Origin of the sequence: Exiguobacterium sp. KRL4, assembly GCF_001870785.1 — a bacterium.
Lineage (GTDB): Bacteria > Bacillota > Bacilli > Exiguobacteriales > Exiguobacteriaceae > Exiguobacterium_A.
In genome coordinates this window covers 180,442-203,909 of the sequence record NZ_MOLV01000007.1, presented here as the reverse complement: position 1 = coordinate 203,909, position 23,468 = coordinate 180,442, and the positions used below count along the sequence as shown (strand labels likewise).

Below are 23,468 nucleotides of genomic sequence, written 5' to 3'. Positions count from 1 at the left end.
TTGATTTGCTTTTTGTTAATCTTGTGTTTCATTCATTGTTTGTATCCGAAGATACGTTTTTTGCCTCATCGTTCAGTTTTCAAAGTTCGTCGTTTCGTTTAAGTCGTGTTAGCGACTTTAATAGATTAACAGGTTCTTTCGATTATGTCAACCACGTTTTAGAAAAGATTTTTCAGCCCCAACAAACCGTTTATAAAAGGCGTCTCGCTGGAACATTTATTAATATACCAACAAAATTCGACAAACACAAGCATTATTTCAAAAAAACTTTACAAAGAGTTTAAGAACCCTTTGCAAAGTAGTTACAGCCTTAACATACTGATTGCAGTAAAGACGATGTTCGCTGGTCGTTCGGCCAAACGTTTCATCAAATATGTGTACCAGTCGACGCCATGCGGAACATAGATCACGACACGGAATCCTTCCTCTACCAATTCCTTTTGCCGATTCGGTCGCATCCCTTGCAGCATCTGGAATTCAAATTGTTCGAATCCGATTCCCTGTTGATGCACGAAACGGATGACTTCTTGAATCATGTCTTCGTCATGTGTCGCCACCTGCGTATAACACCCTTGCAAAAGGTTTTGTTTGACTAGCTGTAAATATGTCGCATCGACGGTTTCTTTCCGTTCGATATAAATATCAGCTGGACCTGTGTACGCTCCTTTAACAACACGAACGGTGGATTGCAAACGTTCAAGATCGAAGCGACTGCGATACAGATTCGCTTGCAAGGCAATGCCGACGTTTGAAAATCTTGTTCGCAGCTGTTCAAATACATGTATGATCGATTCACATACCGCCTCTTCTTCCATGTTAATCGTCACGCGCATATCAAAACGTTCTGCCGTTTCTAAAATGCGCGTCATTTGTGCAAAAGTGATTTCTGGATTTAACCGTAAACCAACTGATGTAAGCTTCAAGGACACTTGGGCATTCAGTTGATCTTCTGAAATACGGTGAATGACTTTTATGCATTCATCCGCGATATCGATGGCGTCTTTTTCTGATTCGATGAACTCACCTAAACAATCGATGGTCGCCGCCCGCCCATCTTGATTTAACGTTTGGACGGTTCCAACGGTTTCATCCAACGTCTGTCCACCAACAAAAAATGTGCCACCTAGCGGCAAACCGATTTTTCGGGCCAGCTTGATCAATCGTTTGTCTTCCGCTAAGTATTCAAATACAGGGCCTGTAATTTTTTCAATCATCCAAAACACCTCCTCTTTCTTTCCTTTCCCTGATCAACAAAAAAAACGCCTTTCTTCTATATAGAAGAAAGACGTCAAACGTACAAGAACACTTAGTGTAACCAGATGAAGTACGCCAGGAATCCGAGGGACATCGCATACATGATTGGATGGACCTCTTTCGCGCGACCTTTTGCGATCATCGTGATTGGATAAAATAAGAATCCGAACGCGATCCCGGTTGCAATCGAGTACGTCAGTGGCATCATGATGACCGTCAAGAATGCCGGAACTGCATATTCGAACTTCTTCCAATCAATCTGGAGAAGCGAAGAAGCCATCAAGACGCCCACGATAATCAATGCCGGTGCTGTAACCGGCGCCGTAATCACCGCAAGTAGTGGTGAGAAGAACAAGGCAAGTCCGAAGAATAATCCTGTGACAATCGCCGTCATCCCTGAACGTCCACCGGCTGCGACCCCGGCACTCGATTCAATGTAGGACACCGTTGTCGACGTTCCGAGAATCGAACCAGCGACCGTTGCTGTCGAGTCCGCGATCAAGGCACGACCGGCACGCGGGACTTTATTATCTTTAATCAAACCGGCTTGGTTCGCTACAGCAACGAGTGTTCCTGCTGTATCAAAGAAATCAACGAAGAAGAATGTTAAAATGACGACTGCCATCTGTACCGTAAAGATTTCGTTAAAGTGTAAGAACGCTTGTCCGAATGTCGGTGCGATGCTTGGTGGCGCCGAGACGATCTCACCTAGACCGGATGGTACGGGAATCAAGCCGAAGATCATCCCCGCAATCGCTGTAATGATCATTCCGAAGAAGATGGCGCCTTTAATACCACGTGTCATTAAGATCGCTGAAATGACTAATCCGAAGACGGCAAGTAATGTTGTTCCTTGACCAAGATTACCAAGTGAGACGAGTGTTGCTTCATTGGCGACGACGATACCACCTGTTTTCAAACCGATGAAAGCAATGAATAAACCGATTCCGGCAGCAACTGCCATTTTAAGGGGTTCAGGAATCGCATTGATGATCGTTTCGCGAATACCGGACGCCGTCAAGACCATGAAGACAAGTCCGGATACCAAGACACCGGATAAGGCTGTCTCCCATGGAATGCCCATTCCGATGACGACGCTGTAAGCGAAGAATGCGTTAAGTCCCATACCGGGCGCCAGGGCGATTGGGTAATTGGCGAGTAAGCCCATCGTCACCGAACCGATGATCGCAACGAGTGCCGTTGCTCCGAAGACTGCTCCTGCATCCATCCCGGCTTCAGCAAGCGTGTTCGGATTGACGAACAAGATGTAGGCCATCGCGAAGAAGGTCGTCATACCGGCGATGAACTCTGTGCGCATATTCGTACCGAGTCCGTTGAAGTCGAAGTAACGCGCAATCGCGTTCTCCTTTTGTTTTGGTTGTTGCGGTTTCATCTGTGTGCTCATGGTTGCCCTCTTTCCAAATAAGCCGTCTCAAGAAACGAAAAAAACGGCAGTTACCTAAGCGGTAAAAGCCGTTTCTTTAAGCGCACACCAGAATCAGTGCACGCCGTAGTAGGAACCTTTAGGGTGTTCCTGTAGAGACTTCCGGGCCATATCCCCAGAATTATACGGCATTATTTTTTGTTTTTTTAGTGGATGATTAAAATAAGAACAGACACATCGTAGCACGCACAAAATAGACGGTCAACCATAAAAGCGAAATTTAGTTCTTTAATTAATCCGAACGTTCGGTTTTGGAAGCGTTTTTCTTTATTTGCTTTGGCTTGAATATGTTCTTCAGGACGCTTCTTGAATAACAATTGATGAACTTGCAACTGAATCCGTCGTTTTCCGAACGCGATCACCATAACTACAGCGAATACGGGCATAACTAAAACTTTCAGTTCAGGCAATTCTTCGAAGTAAGAGGATGCGACCAGACCTTTCACAAAAAAGAGAGTAGCTGATGAGCTACTCTCTTTTAACAATTAACTATAAAATTATCTTCTATCATCTCGATCAAGTCCGTTGTTTCGATCAAGATCATTATCTCGATCAAGTCTGTTATCTCGATCAAGATTATTCGTTGTACTCGTACCATCATCGATATCCGCTTCTTCACGACGAACTGTTTCTGAGACGATTTCAGTATCTTGAACTTTCCGTTTCCCGACCACAATTTCTTCAGTAACGACATCTTGTTTTGAAACTACAACGCGTTCTTCAGAAAGCGGGACATGGATGGAGTCATTTTCGTCTACAAACGCCTCTGTTCTCGTTTCGCTCTCGTTGACTGGGCGACGTTCTACATATACTTCTTCACGCTCAACAGGGACTTCAATGGATTGTTGATCTTCGACAACACGTTTGCTAACGTTTACTTCTCCAGTTTGAACTCTTTCTTTATCAACGTTCAAACGTTCTTCATGTAGGCGAATACGTTCTTCCTCTGTCCCAACATCTGATGCAGTAGTAGATGTCCGATCCATTTCTGAAGAGTTATCATAATCCTGATTCCGGTCCACTTCTGAAGTCGTACCGTATCCTTGACCATAACTCTGATTGTGTTTTTCGTAAGAATCCCCATAATCACTGTCTACGTACAATACCAATTTTCCATTCTGTACTTGACGACGGTACTCTTCTGATTCAGTACGATCTAGCCCCATACCATTGAATGCTTCCGTAGAAGAATCATCAGAGAAGGCAGCCATGAATTTCCCCATGAACCCTTGATGCTGCTCTTCACCCGTAGTATCCACATTCACGTCTGTCTGGTCTTTCAACATAGAAAACGAATCTTTATCTTGTGCGACGACATACATATCTCTTTCATTATAACCCTGTGCCTTTAATTCATTCACCTTGCTTAATACTTCCGCTTGGGTATTAAACACGTCGATAAATGTATTCTCTTTTCTACTCATGATCTCTTCCTCCTTTTGGATTAACAGCGTTTAAAATTTAATGTTAAAATCAAATATCAAACGCTTACAAATAATTTTAAATGCCAACATTTTGAATTTCCCCTACTTCTTTTTTAATTAAACATTATTTATACATGTTTTCGTAAAAAAAAGTCAACGCTAATTTAGCGACAGACTTTCTCTAAATATTCCAATGATATTCTACGTTCGCTATTCATCAATTTTAAAAAAACTAATATTTTGCTTTAATCTTCTATTCTGTTTTATATTTTCTGTTTTATATTTTTCTTTTTATAAATCGAGTCACCAATTTGTTCATACAAAGCTTTTTTATTATTGAAAAATTGAAAATTAACTGTCCTGTTAATTGAATGCATTTTTAAAGTAATCGGATAATAAGCCTTCTCCTTTAAATCGATCTTCTAAAACAATTTGCACCTGTTGAAATACCTCTTTATGTTTGTCATAAGTATTGGAAAATGATCTTAAATATGAATATGTATATATGGGTTCGTCCGGGCGTAGTTCAGAAGCACGTTTTAGCATGGAGATGCCTTTTTCTTCCCACTGTTCATAGTCGCCAAAATAATAGGGAAACATTGAAATCATATATCCAAAACACCAGAGAAAATCCTCATTCGTCATAAAATGGGTTAAGCCGAAATGTGTAACTTCCTCCAGTAACGTCTCTAATTCATCCATATCTACATCTGCATCTGCAATTCCTAGCGGTCCTTGTTCGACTACGACATACCAACAAAAAAAGCCCAATCGAATCACAGTTTTTAAGTCCGCGGGATTTTGCCGCCAAGAGTTTAGTAGATATGCTTTTGCTTCATTCCATTTCTCCTGTTTCTCTAATTTGTCGACTTCAGTCCATGTCCAATCAATCATAATTGCACCTACCCACTCCGTTTAATTATTCACTTCATATTATAGCAAGCGCCGGATGCAATCTCGATCTACTTGAGTTTGTGAGTTCAGTTTAAAGTCGTTTAACAGCTCCATGATTCCGATAAAAAAAGCCCCCTTTCATTCACAAATCATGTGAACAAAAGAGAGCTTCATTTTTAAATATAATTGTTGAAGGTGAAACAGACTTCTTTTCACCTGTCTCCTTTAAAATGTTGGTATGACAGGCTTCATGAGACGATTCCCCTCAGCAAATCTAATTCTTATTCCCACTCAATCGTTGAAGGTGGTTTCGACGTCACATCGTACAGGACGCTTCAAAAAACGTTGGTATTAAAGGACTTATCAATCTATTTAAGTTATGAATCAACTGAATTTATCGCATTATTTATTTATATAATTGTAGCAGGTGAAGAACGTTTTTTCCAACGAAATCACGAAAAAATCCACTACAATTTTACCGGCTAGTAACTATTTATTTTCTCGTCCTTTCTTTTCTTCCCATGAAGAGATTAAAAATCCAGCTGTAGACCCAGCTATATTAACTGCAAACTGAGCATGCCTAGGCGAAGGAGATGGGACTTTACGACTTCTACCATGTGCGTCACTCAGTTTATTTCTTAATGATCCGAGACCTTTCACTACAGATATACATCCAGATAGAATTTCTTTAAATACTTGTTCTGTATGCTCGCTAGGTGCCAGATTAAGTACCTCTTGAACTCCTTTATAGAGCAGTGGTAGTTCAGCTTTATCATTATATTCGTATTTAGCTTCATCCATAATATGCTTACAAGTTAATTCAAGCAAAGTTCTAGCTATAGTAATCGCTCCATCTGGATCTGTATTACGTCTATCAAGAGCTTTTTGCCAAGTTCGTTGAACAGACTCATAATCAGTAACTTTTTCTATAATATCAGAGACAATTGCATCCATTGGCGAAGCAAAGGCTTTCTTTTCTTCCATTGATGCTAATAAATTTTTAAATGCTTCATATATATAAGTCCGTCTACTTTTATACTTCTCTGAGTGTTGTGAAATGAAATTCCAAAATTCGGGCAAATTACGATGATTTTTTACCAAACTAGGTAGTTCACTATTTATATAGATGTTACTCATTAATTTTTCCCTTAAAGCTCGATATTCATAGTCGCTAGCTTTTTCTCCTGTCGCATGTGAAAGCATTATATTTTGTAAACACATAACATCATCAAAAATTTCCTGATACATATTAAGCCTCCTTTTAGTTTTTCAATAATCAATGTTGTAACGTTTATAGACACTTTTTTTTATGTTTTCTAACATCTCATTATACAAAGGATAAGCGCACTCCTCCGAACAGTACTTATCATCAGAATTGTAATTATAACCTTCAATAACCCACCATATTTTATTATCTTCACTTATTACCTTCTTTTTACATGAGGCACAAGTAAATCCCCAGTTTCTTTTACGGTCGATTCTAAATAACTTGCCTCTAATTCTTAAATCTTCGAATCCCAAATCGTCTTGTAAAGCATTTTTTGCGTTACGTTCATTTAAATAGTCATTTACCTCTTCCTCATCAGGAATCATATAAGCATTATTCAAACCCTCAATAATTAATGCCGCTTCCGGAATACTTACTTCATAGCCACGATCATCTATTAATCTTGCTTTCCCTTTACCCTCACTTTCTTCATATTCAAAATGATAGTATTTTCGTCCGCTAATAGAATTACCTGTAGAGTTCTCTATAAATTTTTTCAACATTTCGTTTTTCATTTTCTAATCTCCTTTCCTTACCATACAAAATTACTGTGATGTGTAGATGTACCCACCTATGCATTAATAAGGTCAAATCACTATATTGTTAGTGAAAATAACCCCCCACTAGTCTCTATTACAAATAAATATCTATACTATTCTTTAAAGTGTTGATTTTAATACCTTTAAATTTAGCAAGATATCCTATTCTCACGCTTAATGATTACTAATTCTCCTCTGCACTTTCTTTAATGATTTTATAGACGGTCGCTCTTCCGATTTTATATTCTTTCGCAATATCGCTCGCACTTTCTCCAGCTTCAAAGAGGGTACGTACACGCTTCTTCACTTTTTCATCTATAGTAGGTCTACCTCCAATTCTACCTCGCTTACGAGCTGCAGCTAGTCCAGCTTTTGTACGTTGCTGAATAATATCACGCTCAAACTCAGCAAAGACAGCCAACATGCCAAACATCGCTTTCCCAGTTGGAGTGGATGTATCAAATGCATCACTAATTGATACAAAATCAACTTGTTTCTCTTTTAGTTGCTCAGTTAATTCGTATAACTCTTTAGTGCTTCTGGCTAGCCGATCTAGTTTATAGACAACGAAAAGATCTCCTTTAGTAGAAGCTTTCATTGCATTCAGTAGCTCGACCCTCTCACTCTTTCGACTCGATACTTTCTCAACATACATTAACAACAGTTGCCCTTTTTCCTCCGCATACTTCTTAATAGCTCTTTCTTGCATATCTAAGTTCTGATCTTCCGTACTCACACGACAATACCCGATAATTCGATGCATTCATTTAACCTCCATTCTTTTTTCTCATACGTTTTATATACAAATTATATTAGACGAGTTTATAGACAAAAACAACAAAAAAGAGAGAGCATAAATGTTAATTTATACTCCCTCGGTATTTCGTCTATAAAACGACGGTTTTATATAAAATTACTTAAAAGAAAATAAATAAGTTTTGACATCTAATTTTGGCATTATTTTAACAATTTTCAGTTGATCTTCAGGGCAAGTCAAGTTAAAACTAAATTCCTTATACTCTTCTATTCTTCGCCATTTGTAAGATATGGTTTTTTGATTAAGATAGATTACAAATAAAAATAAACCAATCTGATTTTCTCGATTATTTCAAATTATTAGTATAATTATTACTATAAAAATGTAATAATATCTAGAAAAGGAGGTAATATATATGAAAATAAAAGAATTAACTATTAAAAATTATAAGAATGTTGGAATAGGTGAATTGTGTACAATCAAATTTCCGAATACGTCTGATGGGCATTCCGATATGCTAACAATTATTGGAGAAAACAATGTAGGGAAGTCAACAATTTTAGAAGCTTTAAGAATGTTTTTTCCTTATGAAAAACCCCATTGTCCAGACTTAGATCGTTTTCCAAGGAAAATTGAACCTGATTCACTTGATGAGAATCAACACATGGAGATTTGTGTAATTTTCTCCAATTTTAATGATCAAGATTTAGAGAAAAAAGAAATACGTAGATACATATATAATGACGAATTAAAAATTAAAAGATCTTGGAAAGCTCCTGATTTAACAGATAAGGAAGTACCTTATTATGCTTATATTGAAGAAGGATATATATATGAATTGGAAGATGAAAGAACTTGGAGTAATGCTGTATTTCGAAGGGTTTCAGAACCTCTTAAGGAATTATATGAGAGATTTTGTACTGAGCAAGATTTTATAGGAACAATTACAGCAGCTAAAAAAGAGGCGTTTTTGCAGTTCGTTTTAGATGAGAATAGGTCGTTAATTCATTTTCGTGATCCAGAATGGATGCCAAATCCTAATGGACTAAGTAGTGTGCTAAGATCAATAATGCCTAAAGTGATTTACATACCTGCTATGAAGTTGTTACAAGACGAAACTAACACTACAAAAGCTAATTCTGCAGCTAAAAATATTATTTCGTCTTTAATAGAAAAGAAAATGCGAGACTCACAAAAATTCGTGGACTTTGAAACAGCAGCAACTAATTTAAGAAATGCTTTCGTTGGAGAAGATCGTCATGAGTCTCTAAACGATTTAGAAAGCTCTTTAAACCTTAAATTGAAACGTTTAATGGACATAGAAGCGAAGGTTAACTTTAACCCGCCTGTAATTGAAAAACTACATGAGAACACAACGTTTTCACTAATATATAATGAGATAGAAACTACTACAGAACATCAAGGTAGTGGTGCTCAAAGGTTATTGATATTATCCTTACTGGAATTAATGTCTCAGGAACTGGATGAAACTGATGAAGAAGTAAGTACATGGCAAAGAAGCTATTTATTTTTAGTCGAAGAACCTGAGATATATCTACACCCCCAATTACAAAGAAAAATGAGGGACTCTTTATTAAAAATATCTGAATCCGGGCTTTCGCAAGTTATTTGCACATCGCATTCTGAACATTTCATTGACTTAGCAGACCGTCACCAAGGAATTGTGATAGCTAAACGTTGTAATACTACTGGATCAACAAAGTTTTCTCAAGTAGAAGAAGATCTTTATAATGGGGAAAGTGCGTCAGAAAAACGCAATGCAATGCGAATGCTTTTAAATTTTAATTCATCGACTTTGGAATCTTTTTTCGCAAGAAGAGTGGTTTTAGTTGAAGGAGACTGTGAAATTGCTAGCTTTAAAGCAATTAAAGATGTTCTTATTTCTGAATATCCAAGCATAAAAGAAGCTATAGAAGATTGTTGTAAAGATATAAATATTATTTCCTGCAAAGGAAAACTCACCCAAAGAACATACTGTGAAGTTCTTTCTCATTTCGGGATTGAGCCTGTCCTCATTCACGATTTAGATGGAGAAGCACATAACGTAGGGAATAATCTGAGAATGTTAGAATCGATAAGCTTGGATGAAAGTAGAAGACTTTACCACAACCCAAACTTTGAAGAATATATTTTTGGGCAATCATGGTCAAATGATAAACCATGGAAAGCAACGAATCTAATTACCCAAAGTTTCCATGAATATCACGAAGGATTAATAAGGTATTTTAACTTTGTTATAGGTAGTGAAGCAGCCGAATCTTTAAATATTGCATCAGTTATTGCTTCAAATCCAAGAAATTAATAAGCTATTTATGTTGAACGACCTCTTGGGTTACTAAGGGGTCGTTTTGTATTACAATTGTCTAAAATTCAACAGGTTTAGAATACTCCATGAAAATATGATATAAATATACTTTCTGATTCTTACGAAGTATTAGAGATAATTTTTTTAAATATTTTTTTATCAAAAGCGACGATTTTAGAGACTTCTTATTACTTTATATTTAATAAGATAAGGATATAAGAATTCATACAGTATTAATAAATCTACAGACTATTTTTTTAAAGAGTGAAGTTATTAACAGGTAGTAAAGATTTAATAATCACTTTTTTATTTTCACCTTTAGACTATCTTTTAATACTATATTTTCAAACTCTAATAAGTCATCAAAATTAGTTTTAATTTCAATTATTGAAAATTTAGATTTAATGCTGTTTGTTTTTTTATCATAAGGAGTTATTATATAGTTTTCTCCAATTACATCTACTACAAGATATGTAGTATTATCAACCTCAAGCTTAATATACTCCCGCTCTTTTTTTGCATTTTCTACTCCTATAAAATACACTATATTTCCTAAATAAAAAGTTCCAAAGAGTATGAGTACATACTTAGCTAATGATTTCGATTTTAAAGTTCGAATTACTTTTTTTATAAAAGGCTCATTCAGTGTATCTCTTCTAATTACTTCTTCTAATTTATTTTTGTAACCACTTATTTTAGAATGTATGAAAAGTGGGCTTATGTATACCCAAGCAAACGATGCTAATAATCCGATCGCACCCCACCATATCCAGACGAAACTGCTCACCGCAAACAATAATACAGCCCCTAAAATTATCAAGGGAATTATTTTATTTTTAAAAATAACAGCAATAGGATTATTTACTCCATACAGTACTGTATTCGTGTTTACGTAAAGTAAATATGGCACGAAAATAATTGAGAATAAAGCCGAAGAAGCTATAATTATGTTAATTACATCAACTTGGCTTATCATATTTTTTGATACTCCATAATACGAAAGATATCCTTTTTTATAGGAGTAAGCCAAGTAGTATCCTAACACTGTAATAAAAGCTATTAAGAGAGCACTATCGCTTAGTGAACTTTTTTCTTCTGACTCTTCATCTTGAAATCCAATTGTTCTTATATTTCTAGAACCACTGACCCTACGTCTATTCAACTAACATCCCTCTATTTCTTTATTTTTATTAAAAGATATTGTTTTTACCTTTTGTCTTTCTAATTATCATTATATGTTAAGAACGTTTATTTATTCATGTTAGAGTTACAAAAAATAACAAAGATAAGGAGTGATGATTTTATGGATAACAGCAAAGAATACTGCCCTTATTGCAATGCGAATCTTCAAGGGGAACCGATTCCTAAAGAGTCTCAACAATTTTATGGAGCCACTCACTTTACAAGAAAAATCGGAATTACTAGTATTGATGTTGATAGTATACGTAAATGGCAGTGTCCAGATTGCCATAAAGAATGGGATAGAAAGATGATAATTAAAAAGACTAACTAATAAAACTTTTGTTTTATTAGTTAGTCTTTTTTTACTTACGCAAAACATATAGTACATTTTTACAACTTAAAAATACTCCAGTAATAATTTCCACATCAAAGAGTAATGTTTAGCACGCTTTAAAGAGTTGATTTTATTAAATTCATAACGATATTCTGTAGTAGATAGTTCTCTTTTTGTCGCAAGTTCTAAAGAATTGGCTTTGAACAGTTCTTTAAATTTATTACGTATTAAAGCTAATTCATCCGCAGCAATTTTTGAACTATCTGAACTACTAGTAAGTTCACAATAATGAACGTCGTAGTAGTTCTTTAAATTCAGCTTATCTTTTAACTCTTGTTTAAGATCCTTTTTAAACGCTATACTTTCTTTTTTATATTCCATCCGTAAATCCTTTGGAGAAATATTGTATAGCTCAAAAAGATGTCTACGAATTTTCTCGATTTCCTTAAGATCATTCATATCAAGTTCCTTGGACTCATGATCAAATGTAAAGCCCCATTTTTCTACGTCATAGAAAACTAGATTTTCTTTTTCTAATTTCTTAAACACTGATACCAAACTATTTTTCATGCTTCGTGTAAACAGATTCAAAAACTCATTTAGCATATCACTGGCTGAATCACCAATTTCGTAATTTGAAATATTATCCGCAAACAACTTTTCAATTTTATCTAAATGATATTTTCTCTGATCATACAATGCAGCAAAAATGTTTTCATTGGCAATATCAAGTGCTTTAATCCATTTAGTAGCGCTCATTTTATGAATAGCTTGGTCATTGTGAATTAAGTAATTCATAACCAGAGTCTTTAATTCGAGTTCTCCTACTAGCTGACCTTGACCATTGTTTATTCTATTATCAACACGATCAATTTTCTTTTTTCGTTTCCCACTGCATTTGAATAGTCGTTTAGAGCCTCTGCCTTCTACCTCACACGATTCCCAATACTGATTAACTGTTTTAAGAAGAGTGATTTTTTCTTTACCCGAGATATTATTATTTTTATTAAGTGATTTTTTTATCGCCTCGCTCCCGTATTTTTCTACAATTTCAATTAAAGTGAATACTTGTTCCATTTATCTAACCTTTTCTAATGACTAAGTTTCGCTTGTATAAGCAGCCATTTTATAATCCCCCCTCACATGGTTTAGTGAATTGATGTGGTACCTTTTCAATATATATTATTTCAATTTAAATTTCACAATCAAAAACTGTACCGAATTGATACACTATATTATTTATTATTATAGTAAGTCGATTCGGTACAATTTTTATTTTTCGAATACAAAAAGATAGGCAGGCAGCCCGTCACTCGCTCCGCTCTGTTCCTCCTCGCCGTTTTTGCCCTCGCAAGACGAGAGCCAAAAACTATCATAAGCACTCTGCCTAAGACTTCGATCAATCAATGGATAGTTAAAGTGATTGGTAACTTCTTTTACAAGGCATGTATTGGAAGCTTTTTCGTGGAAATGAAGACAATTACTGACTCATGTTATGATTTACTCCATCAAAATCATTAGTTTAAACGTCTCGTCTCGAAATTTTTCAATATTCATTTCGTGCACTTCTAAGTGCTACCTAAATTCATTTAGTATTTACGCAGGGCAAATTGTATTATTGAAAAGCCACTAAAGCATCTTTGCCTCAGTGACTTTTATCGTTTTCGTGGACTATTTCGTTTGATTTGAATCAATCGTCATTAAAGATTACATTATGCCGTTCTCTTGCTATGCAATGGAAACAAGTACAAACCGAGTTATTGAGACACGACTCATCGATGAAACCAACTTCTCTAATAGAACCGTATTTTGTAAAGCTTCCGTCTGATTCATAGGCTCGATGAATTCGCTTGATTCGGAAAGAACGTAAATACTCTTCAACACTTGTAGTAATTATTGAGTCATATTTATCCCTTGCTACCGCTTTAACAGTTTCTTCTGACCAAGACCAGTAAAAGTATCTCCAGTGCGTCCCCAGCCCGTCAGGAAGGTTTTTCGGAGGTCTCAGATACCAAATCAAAAGATACTCTAAAATTAATAAGCCTCGATTGTTAATAGATTGATCTGGTATGAATACGTCCATGAAAGTGACTTCATCCGTTAACTTTTTGCCGCTGTATGAATGATGTGACTGCATTCTTGACTTCCAGTTCTCTTTTGTATCATCTATGTCTTTACATGTTCCTACGTACTCAATATTGCCATTAGCATTCCGAAATACATATACACCAGAAAGCCCCCTTAGCGAACTTAGCTCAAAGCCAAATGTATGTGTCTGCTTTTTGCCCATGTAATGATCTTCCCTTCTCATTTCTTTTATTTGTTTTTCAAATATATGCAAGTTACTAACTAAACTTATTTGATTTTGAAATCATTAAGTGGACTGTACATCCTACCAATTTCTAAAATGCTGTCCTGTTCCAGTCCTCTCAAGTATTTAGACGTCATCTGCGTATCAAAGTGCCCCATCAAACGACTTAAGCTATAGATATCTATTCCATTACGCAATTGCTTTTGAGCAAAGTAGTGACGGCAATCATGTGGTGAACAACGTACTTCCTTACGTACTCCAGCATTCTTACAGTGAGCTTTCAAGATTTTGTTTATACTGGAGCGATGTAACTGTGTAGCGGATTGATCTAACAAGTAGTACTCTTCCATCTCATCTGATTCTTTACATCGAAATCGCTCTTTTTTTAACACTTCGTAGCGACGCATATACTTGCGCATCGTTTTGCTGATGTACACAAGACGCTGCTGCGATCCCTTGCCATGGATTAGTATCGCTTTGGATGAGACATCCTTGTTTTTAATGCCAACCAACTCTGAAACTCGGACACCTGTATCAAACAGCATGATGAGAATAAGCTTATCTCGGACATTAAAATAAGTTTCTTCTTCGACATCAGTAATGATTCGTTTTACTTCGTCGTCATTGAACGTTATGATTACTCGCTTTTCCTCTTTCAAACTTTTGATTCGTCGCATCGGATTAGCGAGATCCTCGATGAACTCTTCCTCTACCAAATAGTTAAAGAAAACCCTTAACGTTGCGATATTGTTATTGATTGTAATCGCTTTTTCTTGTCCAAGTTGCTGACGATACTGAATATACCGTTTCACGTGTATAGCTCGTATATCCTCGACTTCCTCCACTCCAAAATCTCCTTGTATAAAGTCCTTCCATCTCATCAATCGCCAGATGCACATCTCGATATATCGTGGTCTCCTCCCTTGAATTTGTTGGTTTAGTTTAAAGTCATCCAACAGTTCCATGATTTTAGTCACGAAAAAAGCCCCCTTTCATTCACAAATAATGCGAACAAAAGAGAGCTTCATTTTTAAATATAATTGTTGAAGGTGAAACGGAATTCATTTCACCTATCCCCTTTAAAGCGTTGGTACGACAGGCTTCATGAGACGATTCCCCTCAGCAAATCAGTACTTATTCCCACTCAATCGTTGAAGGTGGTTTCGACGTCACATCGTACAGGACGCGGTTAACGTTCTGGACTTCGTTGACGATCCGGACTGAAATCTTCTCGAGCACGTCCCACGGGATGCGTGCCCAATCCGACGTCATGCCGTCAATCGACGTAACAGCACGGATTCCGACTGCATAGTCATATGTCCGCTCATCACCCATGACACCAACTGAACGAAGTGGTGGCAAGACCGTGAAGTACTGCCAAATCTCGCGTTCAAGACCGGCTTTTTTAATCTCATCGCGGAGGATGAAATCTGATTCACGGACGATTTCGAGTTTCTCGTCTGTGATCTCACCGAGGACACGGATACCGAGACCTGGTCCCGGGAACGGTTGACGCCAAACGATTTCGTCAGACAAACCCAGTTCTTTTCCGAGTGCACGGACTTCATCCTTGAACAACGTGTTGATCGGTTCAATCAACTTGAACTGCATGTCTTCCGGTAATCCACCGACATTGTGGTGTGATTTAATCGTTTGCGCCGTATCCGTTCCACTTTCGATGATATCCGTGTAGAGCGTTCCTTGCGCAAGGAAGTCCATATCCGTCAATTTCGACGCTTCTTCGTCGAAGACGTAAACGAATTCGTTTCCGATGATTTTGCGTTTTTGCTCCGGATCCGAGATGCCTTTTAACTTATTCAAGAAGCGGTCTTGCGCGTCGATTTTGATGACGTTCATGTGGAAGTGATCCGCAAATGTCTTCATGACACTTTCGGCTTCCCCTTTACGCAAGAGACCGTGGTCGACGAACATACATGTCAATTGATCCCCGATTGCGGCGTGAATGAGTGCTGCGACGACTGACGAGTCGACGCCGCCGGAAAGGGCACAAAGGACTTTTTTGTCCCCGACTTCTTCTTTAATCTTCGCGATTTCGACTTCGATGAAGTTCCCCATCGACCAGTCGCCTGTACAGTTACAGACTTCGAACAAGAAGTTTTTCAACAATTCTTTTCCGAACATCGTGTGGTTGACTTCCGGGTGGTACTGGACGCCGTACATTTTCAATTCTTCATTCTTGATCGAAGCAATTGGACATGAGACGTTTGTTCCATCGACGACAAATCCGTTTGGTACCGATGTGACGAGGTCACTGTGGCTCATCCAAACCGTTTGTTCGAGTGGAAGGTTCGCATACATAGGTGATGGATCATTGAGTGTCAATGTCGCTTTCCCATACTCACGGTGTCCGGCACGTTCGACCGTTCCACCAAAGTGTTGCGACATCAATTGCATACCGTAACAGATTCCGAAAATCGGAATGCCGAGGTCAAAGATTGCTGGATCACAGCGGTAGGCGTCTTCTGCGTAGACACTTCGTGGTCCACCTGAGAAGATGATACCGGCTGGTGCGATGTCTTTCACTTCTGCTGCAGTGATCTTATGCGAATGCAGTTCACTGTAAACTCCGAGATCACGGATGCGGCGTGTGATCAATTGATTGTACTGACCTCCAAAGTCGAGGACGAGGATCATTTCTTGGTCCAAATGTGCTTCCAAATCTATTCCCGCCTTTCCAATTTCATGCGTAACCCGATGAAAAAAGCCCACTCTTCCCCCATAAGAAAATGGAAAAAGAGCAGGCCGCTTCACAAAAAGTGTATACGAAGGGTCTGCTCCTTCATAGTCAGGTCGTTTAAGGTGACCCGGTAGAGACTCTCACGCCATATTCGCGAGTATATACAAAGGAGATGCATGTATGATTTACGTTGTTCCCATTGTACCTGTATCAATTCGAAAATATCAACCCTCTATCCGCCGAATGATATTTTCGAAATATTCGCGTTTTTTATCGGTTGATAACGATTCGCCGCCGTAGACCATTCGTTCATAGGCATCGGTCAGTGGTCGCATCGCATAGGTCTCATAGTAACCGTCGACCTCATGCGCCAGCTCAGCAAGCGTTCGCCCGTCTTTATAGTGAAATCCTTGTTTATCGAGACGGCGTAACAAGAACCGGTACATCCGTTTAAACCCTTCCGGACGATTGAGTTGATTCCGGAAGAATACAATCGCGGCCATCCGGATCAACGGTTTCCGGAACAGATAAAGGAACAGAAGACCAACAAGCAGACCGACAATCGGCCAAACAGGAATCGATTGTTGTTCGCTTTGCGTCGTTGTCGTCGTTTGTTCTTCGTCCAACAGATTTTCTTGCGGTCGCTCTGGCGTCGCCGTCTCGGTGTCCGTTTCCGTGTCACGCTGCGGATTCGCTTGATCGGTTTCGTTATTTGTTTCCTGGTTGATCGTATACTGTCCCGCACCGTCGAAGCTGACCGTCGGCTCAAGTGGAACCCAACCCGGACCTTCGATATACACTTCGACCCATGAATGGGCATTTTTATTGCGGACCGTGTAACTCGTCACAGCAGCCCCGATGACATCCGAATCGCCTCCGGTGAATCCTTTTACCCAGCGGGCCGGTAGACCGGCGGCACGGAGTAGGACTGTCGCTGACGTCGAGAAGTTGTCACAGTAGCCAAGTTTGGTCTCGAACAAAAATTGATCGACGTAATCTTGATTTTCTTTCGGTACGGCGACTTCTTCCGTATTGTATTCAAAATTCTCCTGTTCAAAATAATTTTCGATCGCTTTTGCTTTATCCCACGGACGGTCCTCATCCGCGACGATCTCTGTCGCAAGATCACGGACCCGGTCCGGCAGGTTATCCGGTAATTGCAAGTAACGGTCTTGCTCCATCTCGGACAACGTGATCGGTTCGTCCGTTTGAAGAATTTCTTCTGTAAACAACGGATACGTATATTGAATTTGATAGTTTTGTTGCCGTTCCGCGTCATCCAGGTAAGACACCTTTTGGTTTTCCGGATCGATCAACAGATTTTGTCGTTGCTCATCCACCCTCAACCGGACATTGTCACCGTTGTACGGCACAAAGGGAAGTTCGCGAGATAACTCGAAGGTCGCCCGTTCTTGTCGCGTCTCGACTTCGTCACCGAAATTCGAGAAAAATCCTCGTGAATCAATTTCCGGTTCTGATTTGGATGACACCCAGCCTTTTCCGGTATAGATGTCTTTTGTCTCGACCCGCCAGTAACGACTGCCTTCGCTTTCGACTTGGAACACTTCCCGGTCGTCCATCTGAAACGGACCGCCCAACTGTTCGTCATTGTTGCCGTACCCTACTTTTTGAATCGCACTCGACGATGTCCCTTCACCTTCAAATCCGTCTGTCCAGTCATACCAACTATCCTGCCATGTCGCGGTGATGACGGGACTTTGAACGGCCGCCACCACGGTGGCTCCGATGATCAATAACGCACTCAGCGGTCGGACGTAAGATGCGGTTGGTCGCTCACTGACCTCTGTTGCATATAACAGCAGCATGGCAAGGACAATCGGATAAAGGATAAACTGTTCACCCGAATAGTCGGTCCACGTATCACAATAGGCAATGAAACCAATCACACCAAGGGCAAGACCAAACACGAACCCACGATTCGGAAAGGTCCGTCGTGCAAGATACCCGATCAGAAAACTGATCAGTCCGATCGAGAAGGCAAAGGCCGCTCGCCCCGGAAGTTCACCATTGATGACTCGATTGATGTCCCTTGCGATTTCACGAAACAGATTCCACGGTGCTTCGCCCGGGATCAAGATGAAATAAAAAGAGATGAGTAACGCCAGTAGACTCCCAAGTAAAAACCAACTTCGGCGGACATGTGATAACAAAAGCGGCGTCAGCAAGAGCGGAAGAAACGGGACGACACTTTCGAACGTCGTCAACTCAAGCAGCGGTGGCATGAAACTGGCGAACAGGAGACCGGCAAGTAAATTCCAGATCAATCTTCGTATCATTGATCGCCCCTCCTCTCTGGTGTGTAGACATGAACGGTCGCTTCCTGCCGGACTTTTGAAATCCATATTTCATTGTTGGATTCGAGGTCAGGTGTGATGAAGAGGACGTTTCCGTTTAGTCGGAGCGCTTTCGAAGAGTATTCCCACGACTCGATGAACGACCGTGTCCGACTCGGTTGAGCCGTCATCAGATAATGGGTCAGTTTCGCGCCTTCGAGTGGTAAGGATAACGACTGGACACCATGTCCGACCAAATGAATCCGGTAATTCAAGCGCCGTTTGTTGAGTTGATCCGTCGCGGCAGCCAGCATCGAGATGCTGCGTTCAAAATCATCATCACTGACGGTTCCTTCATCAAACACAATCGTCGTCTCCCGTTCCTGTTCCCGTTCAAACGTTTTTGTCATCAATCCTTGACGTTTTGCGGTCGCTTTCCAATCAATCTGATTCATCCGGTCCCCGCTGACGTATTCTCTTACGCCGACGACGGTAAACGATGACTGGCGTAAATCAAGCGAGACGGGTGAAATCCCACCGTCTCCCCGGTCGTCTTCATGTGGGAGTTGAACTGCTAAACGAGCGGGTTCAACCGCCAGATACGTCTCAACCGGATACAGTTTTTTACGCATGAACAACCCAAAGGGATCTCGAATCTCGATCACACAACCGGGAATTTGATACAGCCCACGGCGAATCGACGGAATCAGGTATTCAATGTGTTCGATTTTTCGGTAATGGGCCCGGAGCGGATGTCGAATGTCCAGTTGTTCTTCACTTAACTCCGCTGGAACGACCTCTTTGACCTCGACAGATCCGACAAGAAATGGAAACTTCCGCCGGACTTTGAGCGAGACCGGAATATCGGTCCCAGCAACCAACATCTTATTCGACACTTCACGCGTCGCAATCGCTTGTGTGACCGGCCAGATTAAAAATAACGTCCAATAGATCGTCAATCCTCCCATGACATACACTAACAAGGAAGCGACATTCCCACCGTCAATTCGGGCATAGACCCAGAGGGAGAGGACTGTGAACAGCAAGACGGCGTAACGCCAACCGATTTGCCATCGTGTCATAAAGACTCCACGTCTTGTTGAATCGGTACGGCGACTTCTTTTTTCACTTGTTCCAGGATACGATCGGCTGTCTGCCCGTGATACCGGGCATCCGCTGTTAAGATCAGACGGTGTGAAAGGACGGGAGTCAATAATTCTTTGACATCATCCGGTAAGACGAATGATCGTCCTTCCATGTACGCCCACGCTTGCGCTACTTTCATCAAGGCAATCGATGAACGAGGACTTGCTCCAAGATACAGAGATCCGTGAGTTCGTGTCGCTTGTACGAGATGGACGATATATTTTTTGACGGGCTGGGAGACATGGACGTCCTTGACGGCTTCTTTCATCCGTAACAATTCATCCCGCGTGATGACAGACTGCAGTGTATCGATTGGTTCATCCCGTTCAAAGCGTGTCAGCAATTTCATCTCTTGTTGGAAGTCGGGATATCCCATCTTGACCTTGATCAAAAAGCGATCGAGTTGCGCTTCCGGAAGTGGATACGTGCCTTCGTGTTCAATCGGATTTTGGGTCGCCATGACAAAAAAGGGATTCGGTAACGTGTGAATTTCTCCATCTACCGTGACATTGGCTTCCGCCATCCCTTCGAGTAAGGCCGATTGCGTTTTCGGTGACGTCCGATTGATTTCATCCGCCAGGACAATGTTTCCCATCAAAGGACCCGGTCGGTATTCGAACTGGCTCGTCTTTTGGTTATACATGGAAACTCCCGTCAAATCAGACGGCAGCAGGTCGGGTGTGAACTGAACACGTTTAAATGTCAAACCAATTGAACGGCTAAATGCACGGACGAGCATCGTTTTCCCGACACCTGGTACGTCTTCGAGCAAGACGTGCCCTCCGGCAAGTAACGCTGCTAAAGATTGTGTAATCACACCTTCTTTACCGATGATTACTTTTTCTACGTTGTCGATGATCGCTTGAATCTCCTTTGTATAGGTTCGCATTGTCTGGCCCCTTGCTATTTAGTAGTTGAATTTTCTGACTTCTTATATCATCTCATATCCATGTCTGCTTTTAAAGGCATAGGGTAGCTGAATACGCACAAAAGGGGGGTCGCTGTTCGCGACTCCCCCTTCCTGCTTTCAGGAACGATCACATATCGTAAACCGTTCTTGCGCCGTGCAATTTGCACGTAAAACACGAATCACTTCGTGTCGATTGTCATGTTGCGTCCGTTAAGTCCGGTGATCCTCTTCTTTTCGAAGCGACATGCGATCGTTCCCTATACATTGATAATCATTCATGTGCATCACCATCCTTTCATATACTGAATATTACCGATTCTATTCTAAGTTAAACCTGTTTTTTTGATTATTTTTTTCGGAACCGGTAATATGTGTTGCAAACATCCGGCAAGGACGTAAGCTAACACGCGATTCGACATCAATTAACACGAATCCCTGTCTGTTTTAAATCGTGTTTAATCCAAGCGTTTGTTCAATCGTTTCCACAGATGGTTGTTCGATGACCCCAAGTTCTGTGATGATTGCCGTGATCAATTCGTGTGGTGTCACGTCAAAAGCAGGATTGAAGACCGGTACACCTGCAGGCGCCGTCACTTGTCCGGCAAACTGCGTCACTTCCGTCGTTGCCCGCTCTTCGATTTCGATTTCGTCTCCCGACAAGCTCGTAAAATCAAAGGTCGAAAGTGGTGCGGCGACATAAAACGGAATCCCGAAAGCACGGGCCAGTAACGCCAGTTGGAACGTGCCGATTTTGTTCGCCGTATCGCCGTTTCGCGTAATACGGTCAGCACCGACGATGATGGCAGTGATGTTCTTTTCTTTGATCGTATGGGCGACCATGTTGTCGGTAATTAATGTCACGTCAATCCCTGCTCGTTGCAGTTCCCATGTCGTCAAACGTGCCCCTTGCAGTAACGGACGGGTTTCCGACGCATAAACGGCGAGCGGAATCCCCTGTTCTTTCGCTAGATAAAACGGAGCAAGTGCCGTCCCGTAAGCCGCTGTCGCAATCGATCCGGCATTACAAATCGTCAACACCCGGTCACCGGACTGGAACAATTCTAGCGCATGAATACCGATTTGCCGGGATGTCTTGGCATCCGCTTCATAAAGCGCCAGTGCTTTTTGTTCCAGACGTTTCGCCAGTTCCGCAAGCGTCGTTGCCGAAACGATGAGCTGATTCAGTTCGTCGAGTACATTCCGCAAATTGACGGCGGTCGGCCGGGTTGCCAGTAATTGTGCCGATACCGTCAACAGTTCCTGTTTCACCTCGTCAAGCGGTCCTGTCGTCCGACGGAACGCTTCTTGGACCAGGATAAAACCACCAAATAAACTGATTGCCGGTGCCCCACGGACACGAAGTTGTTTAATGGCGTCAATCGCTTGCGCCAAGTCCTGGATCACTTCATACCGTTCTTCTTGCGGCAGACGGGTTTGGTCCAAAATCGTCACCGTCCCATTTTCATAGATGATGCTCTGAACGAATTGACTCATCGGCTGAGTTCCTCCGTCACGTCAAAGTTCCGCAGATCCGTAAACGTCTTGCATTCCGTCCGGCGTTTGATCAACGCAGCACCGAGGCGTAACGCATGGCGTTTCCGTTCGAGACGAACGGTCGGATCGGCAATCTGTTCCAAGTCCGCGATCAGTGCCAGTCCAATCGTCCGGCGGATCAATTCACATCCGGCAAATCCAAGCGCGTCTTGTAAAATCGTACTGAGAACATCCTCGACGAGACCGTCCGCTGAACGGAACGGTTCCACTGCTTCCCGCTCCCACAACGCCTTGAACGTCGACGCAAACGTCAGCCAAAACGTATCGATGTCCTTGATCCGTTCCTCGCGCAACTGGTCATAGTTCGGATAAGCGGCAAAAAACAGATGCGCGATGAACTGACCAACATCAAACCCAAACGGTCCGTAAAACGCGAACTCGGGATCGATGACTTTCGTTTCATCGGCTGAAGCAAAAATACTTCCGGTATGTAAGTCGCCATGCAGCAAGGCATCACCTTTCGTGATGAAAAGTGCTTCGAGCTTCGCGACTTCCCGTTTCAGCTCCGCGTCGTTCCAGACCCGGTCGACTTCCGCTTCCAGTCCTGCTTCAATCGCATTCGTTTCCGCGTCATAAAACGGATCCGTGAAGATCAGTTTCTCCGTGATGTCGCACAGATCCGGATTGTAGTACTGACGGGCGATCTGTTTTTTCGCGACCGGGCCGAGGGCAAAATCCGACGTATAAAAGAGCGTCCGTGCCAAATACGAACCGATGTGTTCCGCGAGCAACGGATACTTCTCTCCCTCAAGCAATCCAGCCCGGACGATTGTCAGATGAGACAAGTCTTCCATCACCGTAAAGGCTTCTTCTTTGCTGGCATGATAAACACGCGGGACGAACGGAATCGCGACTTTCGCGAATTCTTTTAACGCTGACTGTTCGATCCATGCCCGCTCGAGCGACAGCGGCCAGCTTTCACCGACGACCTTCGCATACGGTAACGCTTGTTTTAAAATCAGGTGCTGGTCCCCCGCATGAATCCGAAAGACCAGGTTTAAATTGCCGTCCCCGATTTCTTCTGCCGTCACCAGTTCATTGCCGATCAGACCGAGTGTCCGAACCCGTTCAATCGCGTCCTGTACTGTAAATGCTTGATATCCCATTATGATTTCCCCCTTGATGATCACACGA

At 41.1% G+C, this 23,468-nt stretch carries 21 protein-coding genes and 2 riboswitches; of the genes, 3 read left to right on the top strand and 18 right to left on the bottom strand.

Annotated features, from left to right (window positions below):
- Window positions 1-284, top strand: a 284-nt coding sequence (locus BLD48_RS16460; RefSeq protein ID WP_236629959.1) for a hypothetical protein, incomplete at its 5' end; no start/stop codon positions are given.
- A gap of 18 nt (window positions 285-302) precedes the next feature.
- Here BLD48_RS16460 and BLD48_RS06985 read toward each other — a convergent pair.
- The 8 genes from BLD48_RS06985 to BLD48_RS06950 all read right to left on the bottom strand — a co-directional run bounded on the left by BLD48_RS06985 (window position 303) and on the right by BLD48_RS06950 (window position 7,585).
- Window positions 303-1,214 (bottom strand): proline dehydrogenase family protein, encoded by a 912-nt coding sequence (locus BLD48_RS06985; protein WP_071499565.1) that lies wholly within the window; start codon window positions 1,212-1,214, stop codon window positions 303-305.
- 92 nt (window positions 1,215-1,306) lie between these two features.
- Window positions 1,307-2,659 carry an NCS2 family permease gene (locus BLD48_RS06980; protein WP_014969453.1) on the bottom strand — a complete coding sequence of 451 codons (1,353 nt, stop codon included), beginning with the start codon at window positions 2,657-2,659 and terminating at the stop codon, window positions 1,307-1,309.
- Window positions 2,660-2,745: 86 nt separating this feature from the next.
- Window positions 2,746-2,847: riboswitch (purine riboswitch) on the bottom strand.
- Entirely contained in the window at window positions 2,845-3,144 is a 300-nt protein-coding gene (locus BLD48_RS16275) for a hypothetical protein (RefSeq protein ID WP_071499564.1), read from the bottom strand. (Overlaps the previous riboswitch by 3 nt.)
- 51 nt (window positions 3,145-3,195) lie before the next feature.
- Window positions 3,196-4,122 carry a YsnF/AvaK domain-containing protein gene (locus tag BLD48_RS06970; protein ID WP_071499563.1) on the bottom strand — a complete coding sequence of 309 codons (927 nt, stop codon included), beginning with the start codon at window positions 4,120-4,122 and terminating at the stop codon, window positions 3,196-3,198.
- Between the two features lie 363 nt (window positions 4,123-4,485).
- On the bottom strand, window positions 4,486-5,016 hold the full coding sequence (locus BLD48_RS06965; RefSeq protein WP_071499562.1) for a hypothetical protein: 531 nt from the start codon (window positions 5,014-5,016) through the stop codon (window positions 4,486-4,488).
- A gap of 489 nt (window positions 5,017-5,505) precedes the next feature.
- Window positions 5,506-6,264, bottom strand: a complete 759-nt coding sequence (locus BLD48_RS06960) for an abortive infection family protein (RefSeq protein WP_071499561.1) — start codon at window positions 6,262-6,264, stop codon at window positions 5,506-5,508.
- 21 nt (window positions 6,265-6,285) lie between these two features.
- On the bottom strand, window positions 6,286-6,798 hold the full coding sequence (locus BLD48_RS06955; RefSeq protein ID WP_071499560.1) for a hypothetical protein: 513 nt from the start codon (window positions 6,796-6,798) through the stop codon (window positions 6,286-6,288).
- 208 nt (window positions 6,799-7,006) lie between these two features.
- A complete protein-coding gene (locus BLD48_RS06950) occupies window positions 7,007-7,585 on the bottom strand; it encodes a recombinase family protein (RefSeq protein ID WP_071499559.1) in 579 nt (192 codons plus the stop codon).
- A gap of 409 nt (window positions 7,586-7,994) precedes the next feature.
- Between BLD48_RS06950 and BLD48_RS06945 the strand changes: the two genes are divergently transcribed.
- On the top strand, window positions 7,995-9,902 hold the full coding sequence (locus BLD48_RS06945; protein ID WP_071499558.1) for an AAA family ATPase: 1,908 nt from the start codon (window positions 7,995-7,997) through the stop codon (window positions 9,900-9,902).
- A gap of 301 nt (window positions 9,903-10,203) precedes the next feature.
- Here BLD48_RS06945 and BLD48_RS06940 read toward each other — a convergent pair whose 3' ends face one another.
- On the bottom strand, window positions 10,204-11,067 hold the full coding sequence (locus BLD48_RS06940) for a hypothetical protein (RefSeq protein WP_143082925.1): 864 nt from the start codon (window positions 11,065-11,067) through the stop codon (window positions 10,204-10,206).
- 96 nt (window positions 11,068-11,163) lie between these two features.
- Between BLD48_RS06940 and BLD48_RS06935 the strand changes: the two genes are divergently transcribed.
- Complete coding sequence (locus tag BLD48_RS06935; protein ID WP_236629958.1) at window positions 11,164-11,418, top strand: hypothetical protein; 255 nt, start codon at window positions 11,164-11,166, stop codon at window positions 11,416-11,418.
- Between the two features lie 66 nt (window positions 11,419-11,484).
- Here the strand turns inward: BLD48_RS06935 and BLD48_RS06930 are convergent, their stop codons facing one another.
- The 9 genes from BLD48_RS06930 to mtnK all read right to left on the bottom strand — a co-directional run bounded on the left by BLD48_RS06930 (window position 11,485) and on the right by mtnK (window position 23,440).
- Window positions 11,485-12,498 (bottom strand): hypothetical protein, encoded by a 1,014-nt coding sequence (locus tag BLD48_RS06930; RefSeq protein WP_071499555.1) that lies wholly within the window; start codon window positions 12,496-12,498, stop codon window positions 11,485-11,487.
- 613 nt (window positions 12,499-13,111) lie between these two features.
- A complete protein-coding gene (locus BLD48_RS06925) occupies window positions 13,112-13,711 on the bottom strand; it encodes a GIY-YIG nuclease family protein (protein ID WP_071499554.1) in 600 nt (199 codons plus the stop codon).
- Between the two features lie 65 nt (window positions 13,712-13,776).
- A complete protein-coding gene (locus BLD48_RS06920; RefSeq protein WP_071499553.1) occupies window positions 13,777-14,709 on the bottom strand; it encodes a tyrosine-type recombinase/integrase in 933 nt (310 codons plus the stop codon).
- Window positions 14,710-14,866: 157 nt separating this feature from the next.
- A complete protein-coding gene (guaA, locus tag BLD48_RS06915; protein WP_034774346.1) occupies window positions 14,867-16,387 on the bottom strand; it encodes a glutamine-hydrolyzing GMP synthase in 1,521 nt (506 codons plus the stop codon).
- A gap of 128 nt (window positions 16,388-16,515) precedes the next feature.
- Window positions 16,516-16,617, bottom strand: a riboswitch (purine riboswitch).
- A 37-nt stretch (window positions 16,618-16,654) separates the two neighbouring features.
- Window positions 16,655-18,727 (bottom strand): transglutaminase TgpA family protein, encoded by a 2,073-nt coding sequence (locus BLD48_RS06910; RefSeq protein ID WP_071499552.1) that lies wholly within the window; start codon window positions 18,725-18,727, stop codon window positions 16,655-16,657.
- Window positions 18,724-19,806 (bottom strand): DUF58 domain-containing protein, encoded by a 1,083-nt coding sequence (locus BLD48_RS06905; protein ID WP_026830730.1) that lies wholly within the window; start codon window positions 19,804-19,806, stop codon window positions 18,724-18,726. The genes BLD48_RS06910 and BLD48_RS06905 overlap by 4 nt, the downstream gene beginning before the upstream one ends.
- Window positions 19,803-20,759, bottom strand: a complete 957-nt coding sequence (locus BLD48_RS06900) for an AAA family ATPase (RefSeq protein WP_071499551.1) — start codon at window positions 20,757-20,759, stop codon at window positions 19,803-19,805. Before BLD48_RS06900 ends, BLD48_RS06905 begins: the two co-directional genes overlap by 4 nt.
- 465 nt (window positions 20,760-21,224) lie before the next feature.
- Window positions 21,225-22,274, bottom strand: a complete 1,050-nt coding sequence (gene mtnA, locus BLD48_RS06895) for an S-methyl-5-thioribose-1-phosphate isomerase (protein WP_071499550.1) — start codon at window positions 22,272-22,274, stop codon at window positions 21,225-21,227.
- Complete coding sequence (gene mtnK, locus BLD48_RS06890) at window positions 22,271-23,440, bottom strand: S-methyl-5-thioribose kinase (protein WP_071499549.1); 1,170 nt, start codon at window positions 23,438-23,440, stop codon at window positions 22,271-22,273. Before mtnK ends, mtnA begins: the two co-directional genes overlap by 4 nt.
- Between the last annotated feature and the right edge of the window lie 28 nt (window positions 23,441-23,468).